The following is a 13,950-nucleotide window of genomic DNA, read 5'->3' as shown; positions in this document are numbered from 1 at the left end:
CACAGGGCAAATTTATTTATCCAAATTCAGTTTTGCCAATGCATCGGCAAAGGCGGAATTGATTGGTTGCTCAGCCTCTTTCTGTTGTTTATTTAAATATTTGGCCACATCTTTTTTGGACACTCCGGCGCCTTCTTTTTTGCGGCGTTCCTGGAAGCTGGTCAGTTTTTCTTTGTAGCCACATTTACATACGAAGATCTGGGCGTCGCCCTTGCCGCGCAGTTCCATCTTTTTGTGGCACTTGGGGCAGCGGGCGTTGGAGGTGCGGGAAATGGTTTCCCGGTGTCCACATTCCCGGTCCTGGCAAACCAGCATCTCGCTGTTTTTGCCTTTGACCAGAAGCATCCGCTTGCCGCATTCCGGGCATTTGGTGTTGGTTAAATTGTCGTGGCGGAACTGGCCTTCACCGGATTTGATGTCGTCAATCAGTTCCACAGAGTAATGGCGGATATCCTTCATAAAGGCAGCGCGCTTTAAACTGCCTTTGGCAATCTGAGATAATTTCATCTCCCAGTCGGCTGTGAGCTCCGGTTTTTTCAAATCCTCAGGAACCAGGGTGAGCAGCTGTTTGGCCTTGGAGGTCAGATAGATATCTTTGCCACGCTTTTCCAAAAGGAAGCTGGCAAATAATTTCTCTATAATATCGGCCCGTGTGGCGACTGTTCCCAACCCTCCGGTTTCACCCAGTGTTTTTGCCATAGCTTTGTCCTTGGATTCCATATAGGCTACCGGGTTTTCCATGGCGGATAACAGGGTGGCTTCGTTGAATGGCGCAGGCGGTTTCGTTTTCCCTTCTGTCATGGAAACGGACAGCCGGGGCAGCTTGTCGCCCTTCTTTAGTTCCGGCAGAGTCTGGCCCTTGATGTCCGGCTCGCTGTCCTCCTCGTCGTAGCTGTCGGCGTCCTGCTCATAGACTTCCTTCCAGCCCTGGGATTTCACGATTTTTCCTTTCGCCGTAAAATGTTCTCCGCCCACATTGATATCGAGAGTCGTCTGCTCGTATTCAAACGGAGGGCAGAGGACAGCCAGGAATCGGCGCACTACCAGGTCATAAATCCGGCGCTCATCCACGGTCATGTGGTCCATCTGGACAAACTGCTCGGTCGGGATGATGGCGTGATGGTCGGATACCTTGGCATTGTCCACGAAGGACGGTTTTGCCGTGATAGGCTGCATGGCCAGGCGTCCGGCGATTTTCTTGTAAGGGCCAATGCTGATGGCCTTTAAACGCTCCTTCAGCGTGGGAACGATATCCGTACTGATGTAGCGGGAGTCGGTTCTTGGGTAGGTCAGCACCTTGTGGTTTTCATAGAGGCGTTGCATGATGTTTAAGGTCTCCTTCGCAGAGTAGTCAAACCGCTTGTTGGCGTCCCGCTGGAGTTCGGTTAAATCATAGAGCTGGGGCGCGTAGGTTTTCTTGGGGGTACGCTTTACGTCTTCCACGGTTCCATCTGTCATGTTTAATTTTTGTACCAACGACTGAATCCGCTCTTTGTCAAAGGAACGACAGCTCTTCGATGTGCCATCCTGCCAGGTAAGTGTCAGGGACGGCGCCATGCATTTGGCGGTAATTCCATAGTAGGACTGTGGCACAAAGGCCCGGATGTCCTCTTCCCGCTTCGCAATCATCGCCAGTGTCGGTGTCTGGACGCGGCCGCAGGAGAGCTGGGCGTTGTATTTGCAGGTAAGCGCGCGGGTGGCGTTGATGCCCACCAGCCAGTCTGCTTCCGCGCGGCACATGGCGGCATCGTAGAGATTGTCATATTCATGACCGTTTTTTAAATGGCTGAATCCTTCTTTGATGGCCTTGTCGGTCACGGAAGATATCCAGAGACGTTTAATGGGCTTTTTGCTTCCGGCTTTTTCCAGAATCAGGCGGGCAACCAGCTCCCCCTCCCGTCCCGCGTCTGTGGCGATAATGATTTCCCCCACGTCTGGGCGGTGTATCTGGGATTTGACAGCCTGATACTGTTTACCGGTCTGCTTGATGATTTCCAGCTTGAAGTGATCCGGCATCATGGGAAGGTGTTCCATCTTCCATTCCTTATATTTAGTGTCATAGTCCTCCGGGTCTGCCAGGGTGACCAAATGCCCCAGCCCCCAGGTGACAATATAATCATTTCCCTCAATATAACCAGGTGTTTTCTTCGTACAGTGAAGGACCCGTGCAATGTCGCGGGCCACGGAAGGTTTTTCTGCAATGACTAATGATTTCATATTATATACTCCTTGTATTCGTGACTGTGTCATTGTCCTTACTATACCATAAATCACTGGGTTATAGCAAATGAAGCAGCTCTGCAACCGGAGTCAGACTGTCAAAATCTACGAAATTCACGGTTTGATTGTAGGTATCAATGATTGCCTGGGTTTCTGCGGAACGGGCCTGCTCGGGCTGCTTCTTTAACTGGTTATAAAAAAGTTTCATCATGAGCCGGTGGGTGACATGTAGCTTCTGGTAGTCAATTCCTCCCCGAAGGTGCATGATGTCGGCTTTCTGAAAAATGTCCGCCGGTATCTGTTTGCGGATAGACTCCTTGATGTGGTCCGCGTTGGCTTTATCGGCGGGAGAGGCCAGACCTACGGTAATGATAACGAGCCGCTGTGTTCCATCGCCGGCCAGCCGCTTCGCTGTTTTTGGCAGGCCGGTAACTCCCCCGGCATAGAGACTTCCAAAATAAATGACCGTATCATATTCCGAAAGGTTTTTAACTTCCGTATAGCTGTGGACTTTGATACCGGTTCTTCTTGAAAATTCTTCGGCGTACTGTTTGGTGGTACCATATTTGCTTCCATATAGGATTATACTCTTCATAATGTTTTCTTTCATTCTTCTTCTCCTTGCTCCCACGCATCAATGGCGGGATGTAATTTCATTAACAGTTGAAACAACGTCCGTATTTCCTCATCGGTATAAGACTGAAACAGACCGTCCAAATGCTTCTGATGGCTGTCTGCCATTTGATGAAAATACTGAAACAGCGATTCCGTCGGTATCATAACACATGCCCGCGTATCCTTCGCACCCGGTTTTAAGGTGATAAATCCCTTCTGCTCCAGAGCCGCCGCCAATTTCTTGATATTCTGGCGAGAACACCCCAACAGCCGCCCAGCCTGGGTTAGTGTCAATTCCGTCTCCGATTGCCGGACCATCGTCAGCAGCATAAACTGCTTTAAAGATACCTGTGAATCTACCTTATCAAAAATCGTCTGCAACCGGTTCTGGGCGATAAATAAAGTACTAAAAATAGCTTTTACCTGCCGCTCCCTGGACGAACTGAAACGTTGAATCAAGTCTGACAGTTCCATAATCAATCGGTCTCCCCTTTCATAATAAAAAATAAGAGTAACTAGTTACTATAAGTAATATAGCAACTAGTTACTCATTTGTCAATGATATAACATAAATAGAATTTACTTCCAGGTCAACGTATTGCTGCAGCTAATCAGGGCAACAATGACCCCATTAATAATGCCTGCAATATACGGATTGCGGGTTACCTGGTAAATCTTCCTTGAGATAACCACGGTTACCGGCAGAATCACTAAGAATGGGAACAGCCATACAATCTGCATATTGGCGTCCGGCCATGCCAGGAAGCCGGTGGTAAAAAACTTACTGTACTGGATGATGAGAAGAATGATGGCAGGCAGGGCGGATGTGACTGCGATAATTGCCGTGTTCACCCATTTTTTTCTTCCAATACTGTTGTAATTAAAGCAGTTTACCGCAACAGAGTTTGCTATGTAGTAAACCAAAAGCAGAGGCATATATGGGAACAATGATGTCACAATCTTATCTTTTTCAAATGCTTTTACCGCCAGCGTCCAGATTCGGAAGTCGGTTTGGAAAAAGTAATCTGCAAAAAATACACAGGTAAATGCCGCACAGATAACGGTAAGAGCTAACGCAACCGTTTTGACCCATGTTGCTGCTGGCAGAATAACGCCTGATGTTTTTAAATCAACCCCATTTTTCTTTCCGTAGCAATAGTAGGATACTATCATACTGAGAATCGCAAACACCCCACAGACACATGCCCACAATCCAATGCCCCAGGTTTCGCTCTGTGACCAAGGGTCCTTAAACATGGTAAATGTCTTTGCATTCATCATAACCGGAAGATACACCAACGTTCCAAATAGAGCGCCAGCCGCGATGCTTCCCAAAAACCATATCTTTCCTTCCTTTGTAATTGCCGCGGGTTCCACGATTTCCTTTGCTCTTAAGTCCTCAAACACTTTTGTAAATACGAGAAGTGTTGTCAAAGTTACAATGAAGATACCAAAGGCAATCAGTCCAAGCAGATTAAGGGCCTCTTTCCACTGCCAGATTTGATTGTCTGCATCAATTGGATTCGGCGCACCAAACGCATGATCAAAAAACTGAATTACGTCGGTGGTTGCCCGTTTGCTGAAATGGGACCAGGGGTGTGTGATTTTAGGATTGTAAATAACTCTGGCCGCCTTTGTTCCATCCTCCTGATTATAATAAATCGTGTCACTTTGCCTTAATTCCAGACCTGTCGGATCCGTTCCACCATACAGGAAGGACTGGGCGTTTTTATTCTGTACATAATCCCGTGGAGAAGTTTGATTTCCGGCCGCGTCGGTGTCTACCATAAAAAATTCATCATACTGTGCCGCCACAATACCGGCTGTTCTGTCGCCATAAACATCCGTATAATCACCGGCATCATCCACATAAGTTGCATCCGCACAGTTTAACAGCACCGCTGAAATTAATGGTTTTTCTGCCATGTTATCAAGGGTGATTGCAACATTGCTGGACATACCGCCAAGAGAATGGCCAGTGATTCCTATTTGCTCAGTATCCACACAGTTTAAGGTTGCAAGATACTTGACGGATTCATAAAGTCCCGTCAGGATAGTACCGACATCTCCTACGTTATCGGAATTGCCGTGGGATGGCATATCCTGTGCAAGAACAACGTACCCCCTGCGTGCCAGCTCGATATAATTGGCGTCCTGCATTTCTTTGTTGTTAAACATTCCGTGGCTTGTGACAATGCCGGGCGCTTTCTGTTCCGGGCCTGCTTGCTTGGGAAGGAACAGAAGACCGCTCATTTCAAAGCCCTGCGTAGTTTCCCATTTTATTTCTTTGACAGTAACGTTTCCCCCGTTTGACTGAATCATGGATGCGCCAATCATACTGATTAACATACATACAATTGCTATGCAGCACCATTTTTTTGCTTGTTTTTTTCTGTTTTCCATACTCTGCTTCTCCTTTTTTCCAATAGTATTGTTGGTAATGTGATGCGTGTCGTCCCTCCTTTTTCATTTATCGTGTGTTTCTTATATCAAAAAAGGGCATAAAGATGTTCTCTCTTCATGCCCCTATTCTCTTCTTCTCCAGGGATTCTTTTATTTGTTTCCTTTGTTTTTGACGATGGGAATCAGTTCGTTTCCCTCCGGTATCCGTTTTATCTCATATTGGGTCAGGGCTTGTATCATCCTGGTGAATTTCCGCAGCTCTTCATCACTGACTTCACTTCCCACCTGAAACATGCCCTCAAATAATTTTTTGGCAATGTTATCACAATATTCCGTATAAAGTTTTTTCCCTTTATCTGACACAAGAACGACGATATTCTTTTGATTATCCGGTGTTCTGTATTTTTCCAGAAGCCCTTTATCTTCAAGGCGGTTTACCAGCTTTGTAAATGCACTTGCCTTCAAACCTAACCGCTCCGCCACACCGCGCATATTTAATTTTAATTCCTCATTTTCCAGTAAATACTCGATAATCTGAATCTGCTCAAAAGAATACAGCACATCCGTGCCAAGCACTTCTTTTGTCTTAATGGAAGAGTATTGATTGGCAAACAGGATAATTCCCTCAACTAAATCTCGATACCGGTCAAGCCACTCTAACTTCATTTATAATTTCTCTTTTCAATAAAATGATTTCTTTTAGAAACTATATTCACTATATCATGGGATAAGTATTTAAACAAGAATGTTTATGAACAAGAATGGGAGTCTGTTTTTGTCTATTATCCACAAGATTTTTTGATAACTGGCTTGTGGAAACTGTCACAAACCGCGATAAATAACTCTTGACAAATACAACGGCTTCCTATAATATTAGTTTGAATATCAAAACATTTTAAACTCTAACTATTTTTATAATCAATTGAGATAGAATTCAGATAGGAAAAACTATGACGACAAAAATAATTGGAACCGGTTCTTACGTGCCGGAGCGGGTGGTGTCCAACGACGACTTGGCGAAGGTGGTGGAGACCAGCGATGAGTGGATTCAGTCGAGGACCGGAATCAGGGAGCGGAGAATTGCTGACTGTGAGGGAACCTCCGAACTGGCGGCCAAAGCGGCGGCGGCGGCGATGGAAAATGCCGGGATAGAGGCAAGTGAGATTGATATTATCATACTGGCGACTTCTTCCCCGGACAACTGTTTTCCCAACGGGGCCTGCGAAGTCCAGGCGGCGATTGGGGCGGAGAACGCGGTGGCATTTGACATCAGTGCGGCCTGTACCGGATTTGTCTACGCACTGAATACCATGCACGCGTTTCTGAAATCCGGCCTATATCAAACGGGGCTGGTGATTGGCGCGGATGTGATGAGCAAGCTGACCGACTGGACGGACAGAGGAACCTGCGTGCTGTTTGGCGACGGGGCCGGCGCGGCGGTTGTCCGGGCGGAGGAGAGCGGAATTGTCCGGATGGTGATGAAGGCGGACGGGAAAAAGAGTCATGTACTCACCTGCAAGGCCAGAACCTCGGAGAATTTCTCTACAGGAAAGACACCGGAGCTTGGATATACGGCCATGGATGGCCAGGAGGTATTCAAGTTTGCGGTAAAGAAAGTTCCCGAATGCGTCCGGCAGGTGCTGGAGGAAAGCGGAACGGATATCGAAGAAATTAAATATTTTGTGATGCATCAGGCAAATTACCGGATATTTGAGTCCATAGCAAAGCGGTTGAAGGTCTCCATGGAGCGGATACCTATGAATATGGACCGGTATGGCAACACTTCCGGAGCATCAGTTCCCATCATGCTGGATGAACTGAACCGGGAAGGAAAATTGCAGCCGGGGGATAAGTTGATTTTGTCCGGATTTGGTGCAGGACTGACCTGGGGAGCCACTCTGATAGAGTGGTAATAAAAAGTCCATATAGTTTGATAGTCAAAGTAATGTCGGAATCTGTCGAATTCCAGATTACTTTCTATATATGAAAAAATAAAAATAAGAATGAAACGAATTAAAGGAGAATGAAACCATGTTTGAGAAGATGAAAGAAATTATCGCAGAGCAGTTAAGTGTTGACGCAGAGACCATTACGGTGGAATCTACATTTAAAGAGGATTTGGGAGCAGATTCCCTGGATTTATTTGAGCTGGTGATGGCGCTGGAGGATGAGTATTCCGTTGAGATTCCGGCTGAGGATTTACAGACACTGACTACCGTTGGCCAGGTTATGGATTACTTAAAGAACAAAGGCGTAGAGGCATAAGCATTTTACACAGATTGTATCACTTGGAGGGAACCATGAAAACAAGAATTACAGAACTTTTAGGAATCAAATATCCCATTATTCAGGGCGGTATGGCATGGGTGGCCGAGCATCATCTGGCGGCAGCCGTATCGGCGGCCGGCGGCCTGGGACTGATTGGCGGAGCCAATGCACCGGCGGAGGTAGTACGGGAAGAAATCCGCAAGGCCAAGGAGCTGACAGACAAACCAGTCGGTGTGAATGTCATGCTGTTAAGCCCTCACGCAGATGAGGTGGCAAAGGTGATTGTGGAGGAAGGCATTAAGGTTGTGACAACCGGCGCCGGAAACCCGGAAAAATATATGGAAATGTGGAAGGCCGCAGGTGTAAAGGTGATTCCGGTGGTTGCTTCGGTGGCGCTTGCGAGACGTATGGAGCGTTATGGCGCTGACGCCGTGGTAGCGGAGGGCTGTGAGTCTGGCGGACACATCGGAGAGCAGACGACGATGACCCTGGTTCCCCAGGTGGTGGACGCCGTTTCCATCCCGGTGATTGCGGCAGGCGGCATCGGAGACGGAAGAGGCATTGCGGCGGCATTTATGCTGGGCGCTGAGGCGGTGCAGATTGGAACTCGGTTTGTGGTTTCCAAGGAATCTATCGTCCATGACAATTACAAGCAGAGAGTGATTAAGGCGAAGGATATTGATTCTGCGGTGACGGGAAGAAGCCACGGCCATCCAATCAGATGTCTGAGAAACCAGATGACCAGAGAGTATGTAAAGCTGGAGCAGGAAGGAAAATCCTTCGAGGAGCTGGAGTATTTGACTCTGGGATCCCTGCGCAACGCGGTTATGGAAGGTGATATCACCAACGGAACCGTGATGGCAGGACAGATTGCAGGTATGATATCCAAAGAGCAGACCTGTCAGGAAATGATGGATGAAATGATGGAGCAGGCATCCGCGCTGATGCACTGGAATTAATGATAGAAACATAACATTCACAGCCCGGCACCATGCCGGGGCGGTGTATTTTATTTGGTGATGTACATAGAAAAAGGAGTTTAGGTGATGAGCAGAATCGCATTTATTTTCCCGGGGCAGGGAGCACAGTACTGTGGCATGGGTAAAGATTTTTATGAGCAGACAGAAACGGGCCGGAAGGTATTTGACAGGGCGTCAGAGCTTTTGGGCTTTTCCGTGCCGGAACTGTGCTTCACGGAGAATGACAGGCTGGATATTACGGAGTACACACAGGCGGCCATGGTGACCACCAGCATTGCCATGATGGATGTGCTGAAGGAACATGGAGTGAAGCCGGATGTGACAGCAGGGCTGAGCCTTGGAGAATACTGCGCGCTGGCAGCCGCTTCGGTTATGTCGGAGGACGATGCCATCACCACGGTTAGACAGAGAGGGATTCTGATGCAGGAAGCGGTTCCGGCCGGCGTTGGCGCCATGGCGGCCATTCTTGCACTGGATGCCGCAAAGATTGAGGAAGTACTTGGCGGGATAGAGGATGTCCAGATTGCCAACTACAACTGTCCGGGTCAGATTGTGATCTCCGGAAAGATAGAGGCGGTGGAGAAGGCCAATGAAGCTCTGCTGGCGGAGGGAGCGAAACGCGCCATTATGCTGAATGTCAGTGGTCCCTTCCACTCCGATATGCTGCAGGGAGCAGGTAAAAAGCTGGGAGCTGTGCTGGAAGGCGTGGAGATTCATCAGCCGGCCATCCCCTATGTGGCAAATGTGACCGCATCCTACGTGACAAGCGCGGATGAGGTAAAACCCCTTCTGGAAAAACAGGTATCATCTTCTGTCAGATGGCAGCAGAGCGTGGAGACGATGATTGCCGACGGCGTAGATACCTTTATCGAGATTGGGCCGGGCAGGACACTGGCCGGGTTTATGAAGAAGATTAGCAGGGATGTAAAAGTCTTTAATATAGAGAAACTGGAAGATGTTGAGAAGGTTGTAGAGCAGCTTAAGTAAAGGAGATATTATGTTGACTGATAAGATAGCACTGGTCACCGGCGCAGGCCGTGGAATTGGAAAAGAGATAGCAAAGACACTGGCGAGAGATGGCGCAACGGTGATTGTCAATTATAACGGTTCGGCAGCTAAAGCCGAGGAAACCGTGGCCGAGATTGTGGCGGCCGGCGGCAAAGCGGAGGCCGTACAGTGTGACGTCTCCGACTTTGGCAAATCCGGGGAACTGATGGATTATGTGATTAAGACCTATGGAAAGCTGGACATTCTGGTGAACAATGCGGGAATCACGAGAGATGGATTGCTCATGAAGATGTCGGAAGCGGACTTTGACGCGGTTATCAATACCAATCTGAAGGGGGCATTTAACTGTATGCAGCATGTGGCCCGCCAGATGATTAAGCAGAAGGGCGGACGGATTATCAATATCGCCTCTGTGGTAGGGGTGATGGGAAATGCGGGGCAGGTGAATTACGCGGCCTCCAAAGCGGGAATTATCGGCATGACAAAGTCGGCGGCGAGAGAGATGGCCAGCCGGGGAATTACGGTCAATGCCATTGCACCGGGATTTATTGTGACAGAGATGACGGATGTGTTGTCTGACGCGGTGAAGGATGCTATGAAGCAGCAGATTCCAATGAAGGCATTTGGTGAGACATCGGATGTAGCGGAGACGGCGGCATTTCTGGCATCGGAAAAGGCGAGATATATTACCGGCCAGGTAATCAGCGTTGATGGCGGTATGGCAATGTAATACGATAAGGACGTAGTGCGGAAGGGAAAGGAACAGGAATGAATATGAAGAACAGAGTAGTCGTAACAGGAATGGGAGCCATCACGCCAATCGGCAATGATGTGGAGAGCTTCTGGAACGGTCTGAAAGAAAAGAAGGTAGGCATCGGGCCTATCACATATTTTGACACCACAGATTATAAGGCAAAGCTGGCGGCTGAGGTAAAGGACTTTGACGCCAAGAATTATATGGACCCAAAAGCGGCAAAGCGTATGGAGGTATTCTCCCAGTTTGCAGTGGCGGCTTCCAAGGAAGCGCTGGAGGATTCCGGCCTTGATATAGACAAGGAGAACCCGTTCCGTGTTGGTGTCAGCGTTGGCTCCGGTATCGGAAGTCTTCAGTCTGTGGAGAGAGAGCACAAGAAACTGCTGGAGAAAGGGCCAAACCGTGTGAATCCACTGTTGGTTCCCATGATGATTGGCAACATGGCGGCAGGAAATGTGGCGATTCAGTTCGGTTTAAAGGGAAAATGCATCAATGTGGTGACTGCATGTGCGACCGGCACTCATTCTATCGGAGAAGCATTCCGTTCCATTCAGTACGGGGAGGCCGAGGTGATGCTGGCAGGCGGTACGGAAGCAAGTATCTGCCCGATCGGCGTGGCCGGATTTACGGCGCTGACTGCATTGAACACAACGGAGGACCCGATGAGAGCATCCATTCCGTTTGATAAGGAGCGTTCCGGATTCGTCATGGGAGAGGGAGCCGGTGTTGTGGTTCTGGAATCCCTGGAGCATGCGAAAGCGCGGGGGGCTCATATCTATGCCGAGGTGGTTGGCTACGGCGCTACCTGTGACGCTTACCACATTACCTCTCCTGCAGAGGACGGAAGCGGCGCGGCCATGGCTATGACCTACGCCATTCAGGATGCCGGTGCGGCGCCGGAGGACATTGACTATATCAATGCGCACGGAACCAGCACCCACCATAACGATTTATTTGAGACAAAGGCCATCAAGACGGCGCTGGGTGACCATGCCTATGACGTGCATATCAATTCCACGAAATCCATGATTGGCCATCTGCTGGGAGCGGCAGGCGGTGTGGAATTCATTACCTGTGTAAAGTCCATTGAAGAGGGCTATGTCCATGCGACAGCCGGTCTTGAGATAGATGATGAAGAGTGCGATTTAAACTATACAAAGGGCGAGGGTGTCAGCACACCGGTCCGTTATGCCATCAGCAATTCCCTTGGCTTTGGCGGACACAACGCCAGCATTTTAGTAAAGCGGTTTGAAGAATAGGATTGGGGGAAAACCAGATGGAGATTCAGGATATATTAACGCTGATTCAGGCAGTCGATGAGCATAAACTGACAGAATTGAAGCTGGATGACGGGAATATAAAGTTGTCCTTAAAGAAAGAAGAGGCGTCCCAGATTGTAAATGTGACCGGAGGTGGTTTCCAGGGCGCACCGGCGTGGTCCGCTGCGGATGTGGCGGCTGTTTCGGCGGCAGGAGCAGCAGCGGCCGGGATGCCAATGACTGGCGTGTCAGGTGGAGCTGGCGCGGCGGAAGCGGTGGCCGGCGGCATTTCCGGGGAAGGATTAAATGGAGCGGCTGGGATTGACTCTGACAAGGTAGTCAATTCTCCGCTGGTGGGAACCTTCTACAATGCGGCGACACCGGAGTCGGAGCCGTTTGTGAAAGTCGGCGACACGGTGAAAAAGGGCCAGGTGATGGGTATCATCGAGGCCATGAAGCTGATGAATGAGATTGAATGTGAATTTGACGGCGTGGTGGAAGCGGTGCTGGTGAATAACGAGGATGTTGTGGAGTATGGCCAGCCGCTGTTCCGCATCCGCTGATAAGCAAGAAGCAGGTTTAGATACCGGCGTCTGCCGCAGGGACGTGGCAGCGCAGAATGGAGATAAGTATGTTAGGAATCAAGGAAATACAGGAAATTATCCCTCACCGTCACCCGTTTCTGCTGGTTGACTGTATCGAGGAGCTGGAGCCGGGCGTGAGAGCCGTGGGCTATAAATGTGTGACGTTCAACGAACCGTTTTTTGCAGGACATTTCCCGGGAGAGCCGGTGATGCCGGGCGTGCTGATTATCGAGGCGCTGGCACAGGTTGGAAGCGTTGCTATGCTGAGCGTGGAGGCGTACAAGGGGAAAATCGGTTATTTTGGCGCCATCAACAATGCCAAATTCAAGCAGATGGTCCGTCCTGGCGACAAACTCCGCCTGGAATGTGAAATCATCAAGCAGAAGGGGCCGGTAGGAATCGGCAAAGCCACAGCCACGGTTGACGGCAAACTGGCGGCCAGCGCAGAACTGACATTTATGATTGGATAGGGGATAGAAGCTGATGTTTAACAAGATATTGATTGCCAACCGGGGTGAAATCGCTGTGCGTATCATCCGTGCGTGCAGAGAAATGGGAATAAAGACGGTCGCCATCTATTCGGAGGCCGACAGGGATTCACTTCACACCATGCTGGCTGACGAAGCCATCTGTATCGGACCGGCCGCGTCCTCACAGAGCTATCTGAATATGGAGCGGATTTTGACAGCGACGGTGGCCATGAAGGCGGATGCCATTCATCCGGGATTCGGTTTCCTGTCAGAAAATGCCCGGTTTGCCGAGCTTTGCGAGAAGTGCAATATCACCTTTATCGGTCCGTCAGCAGATATCATCAACAAGATGGGCAACAAATCCGAGGCCAGAAAGACCATGATGGAAGCCGGCGTGCCGGTGGTTCCAGGCGGCAAGGAGCCGGTTTACACGGTGGAGGAAGCGAAGGCCATGGCACAGGAAGTCGGTTATCCGGTGATGATTAAGGCATCCTCCGGTGGCGGCGGAAAGGGCATGAGAATCTCTTACAGTGATGAAGATTTCGAGGCCAATTTCCAGAATGCCCAGATGGAGTCCGTCAAAGGATTTTCCGATGACACCATGTATATTGAGAAATATATTGAGAAGCCGAGACATATTGAATTCCAGATTATGGCGGATAAGCACGGCCATGTGGTTCATCTGGGGGAGCGTGACTGTTCTATTCAGAGACGCCACCAGAAGGTGCTGGAGGAATCCCCGTCAGCGGTGATTTCGGAGGAGCTGCGTCAGCGGATGGGTGAGACGGCTGTCCGTGCGGCCAAGGCCGTCGGCTATGAAAATGCGGGAACCATCGAATTCCTGTTGGATAAGCACAAAAACTTTTATTTTATGGAAATGAACACCAGAATCCAGGTGGAGCATCCGGTGACCGAGATGGTAACCGGGATGGATTTAATCAAGGAGCAGATTCGTGTGGCGGCGGGAGAACCATTGAGCGTTGGCCAAAAGGATGTGGAAATCCGTGGTCATGCCATTGAGTGCAGAATCAATGCGGAAAACCCGTCCAAGAACTTCATGCCATGCCCGGGGCTTATCACCAACGTGCATGTGCCAGGCGGCAACGGTGTGAGAGTTGACAGCCACATTTACAACAATTATAAGGTTCCGGCCAACTATGATTCCATGCTTCTGAAACTGATTGTCCATGGGAAAGACCGACAGGATGCCATCAGGAAGATGAGAAGCGCGCTGGGGGAACTGGTGATAGAAGGGATTGAGACCAACCTGGATTTCCAGTTTGAGATTCTCAGCCATGAGGCATATCAGGAGGGGGATACGGATACCCATTTTATTCCCACCTATTTTCCTCAATACTGTAAGTAGTTTTTAGATAAGATTTGTCCGTA

General features: G+C 49.3%; 14 protein-coding genes. 9 read left to right on the top strand and 5 right to left on the bottom strand.

Annotated features, from left to right (window positions below; translation table 11 throughout):
• Positions 1 to 12: 12 nt before the first annotated feature.
• The 5 genes from HMPREF9473_RS25500 to HMPREF9473_RS25480 form a co-directional block, all read right to left on the bottom strand.
• The gene (locus tag HMPREF9473_RS25500) at positions 13 to 2,217 is read right to left on the bottom strand and encodes a DNA topoisomerase III (RefSeq protein ID WP_006783117.1); all 2,205 of its coding nucleotides are present in this window, start codon (positions 2,215 to 2,217) and stop codon (positions 13 to 15) included.
• Between the two features lie 61 nt (positions 2,218 to 2,278).
• Complete coding sequence (locus tag HMPREF9473_RS25495) at positions 2,279 to 2,815, bottom strand: flavodoxin domain-containing protein (protein ID WP_034860219.1); 537 nt, start codon at positions 2,813 to 2,815, stop codon at positions 2,279 to 2,281.
• Positions 2,816 to 2,826: 11 nt separating this feature from the next.
• On the bottom strand, positions 2,827 to 3,309 hold the full coding sequence (locus tag HMPREF9473_RS25490) for a MarR family winged helix-turn-helix transcriptional regulator (RefSeq protein WP_006783115.1): 483 nt from the start codon (positions 3,307 to 3,309) through the stop codon (positions 2,827 to 2,829).
• A gap of 105 nt (positions 3,310 to 3,414) precedes the next feature.
• Positions 3,415 to 5,238, bottom strand: a complete 1,824-nt coding sequence (locus tag HMPREF9473_RS25485) for an alpha/beta hydrolase (RefSeq protein ID WP_006783114.1) — start codon at positions 5,236 to 5,238, stop codon at positions 3,415 to 3,417.
• Positions 5,239 to 5,388: 150 nt separating this feature from the next.
• Positions 5,389 to 5,904: a MarR family winged helix-turn-helix transcriptional regulator gene (locus HMPREF9473_RS25480; protein WP_006783113.1), complete on the bottom strand. Its 516-nt coding sequence runs from the start codon at positions 5,902 to 5,904 to the stop codon at positions 5,389 to 5,391.
• 284 nt (positions 5,905 to 6,188) lie between these two features.
• Between HMPREF9473_RS25480 and HMPREF9473_RS25475 the strand changes: the two genes are divergently transcribed.
• The 9 genes from HMPREF9473_RS25475 (at position 6,189) to HMPREF9473_RS25435 (ending at position 13,927) form a co-directional block, all read left to right on the top strand.
• On the top strand, positions 6,189 to 7,151 hold the full coding sequence (locus HMPREF9473_RS25475; RefSeq protein WP_006783112.1) for a beta-ketoacyl-ACP synthase III: 963 nt from the start codon (positions 6,189 to 6,191) through the stop codon (positions 7,149 to 7,151).
• Between the two features lie 118 nt (positions 7,152 to 7,269).
• Positions 7,270 to 7,503 carry an acyl carrier protein gene (gene acpP, locus HMPREF9473_RS25470; RefSeq protein WP_006783111.1) on the top strand — a complete coding sequence of 78 codons (234 nt, stop codon included), beginning with the start codon at positions 7,270 to 7,272 and terminating at the stop codon, positions 7,501 to 7,503.
• A 35-nt stretch (positions 7,504 to 7,538) separates the two neighbouring features.
• Entirely contained in the window at positions 7,539 to 8,465 is a 927-nt protein-coding gene (fabK, locus tag HMPREF9473_RS25465) for an enoyl-[acyl-carrier-protein] reductase FabK (RefSeq protein WP_006783110.1), read from the top strand.
• 87 nt (positions 8,466 to 8,552) lie between these two features.
• Positions 8,553 to 9,473, top strand: coding sequence for an ACP S-malonyltransferase (gene fabD / locus HMPREF9473_RS25460; RefSeq protein ID WP_006783109.1), 921 nt, complete (start codon positions 8,553 to 8,555; stop codon positions 9,471 to 9,473).
• Between the two features lie 10 nt (positions 9,474 to 9,483).
• The gene (gene fabG, locus HMPREF9473_RS25455; protein WP_006783108.1) at positions 9,484 to 10,224 is read left to right on the top strand and encodes a 3-oxoacyl-[acyl-carrier-protein] reductase; all 741 of its coding nucleotides are present in this window, start codon (positions 9,484 to 9,486) and stop codon (positions 10,222 to 10,224) included.
• A 44-nt stretch (positions 10,225 to 10,268) separates the two neighbouring features.
• On the top strand, positions 10,269 to 11,507 hold the full coding sequence (gene fabF, locus HMPREF9473_RS25450; protein ID WP_034860214.1) for a beta-ketoacyl-ACP synthase II: 1,239 nt from the start codon (positions 10,269 to 10,271) through the stop codon (positions 11,505 to 11,507).
• 17 nt (positions 11,508 to 11,524) lie between these two features.
• Complete coding sequence (gene accB, locus HMPREF9473_RS25445) at positions 11,525 to 12,070, top strand: acetyl-CoA carboxylase biotin carboxyl carrier protein (protein ID WP_006783106.1); 546 nt, start codon at positions 11,525 to 11,527, stop codon at positions 12,068 to 12,070.
• A 68-nt stretch (positions 12,071 to 12,138) separates the two neighbouring features.
• Entirely contained in the window at positions 12,139 to 12,561 is a 423-nt protein-coding gene (fabZ, locus tag HMPREF9473_RS25440) for a 3-hydroxyacyl-ACP dehydratase FabZ (protein ID WP_006783105.1), read from the top strand.
• 13 nt (positions 12,562 to 12,574) lie between these two features.
• Positions 12,575 to 13,927, top strand: coding sequence for an acetyl-CoA carboxylase biotin carboxylase subunit (locus tag HMPREF9473_RS25435; RefSeq protein WP_006783104.1), 1,353 nt, complete (start codon positions 12,575 to 12,577; stop codon positions 13,925 to 13,927).
• The last annotated feature ends 23 nt before the right edge of the window (positions 13,928 to 13,950 follow it).

Source organism: Hungatella hathewayi WAL-18680, assembly GCF_000235505.1.
GTDB classification, from domain to species: Bacteria; Bacillota; Clostridia; order Lachnospirales; family Lachnospiraceae; genus Hungatella_A; species Hungatella_A hathewayi_A.
This window is presented reverse-complemented; position numbering and strand designations above follow the sequence as displayed.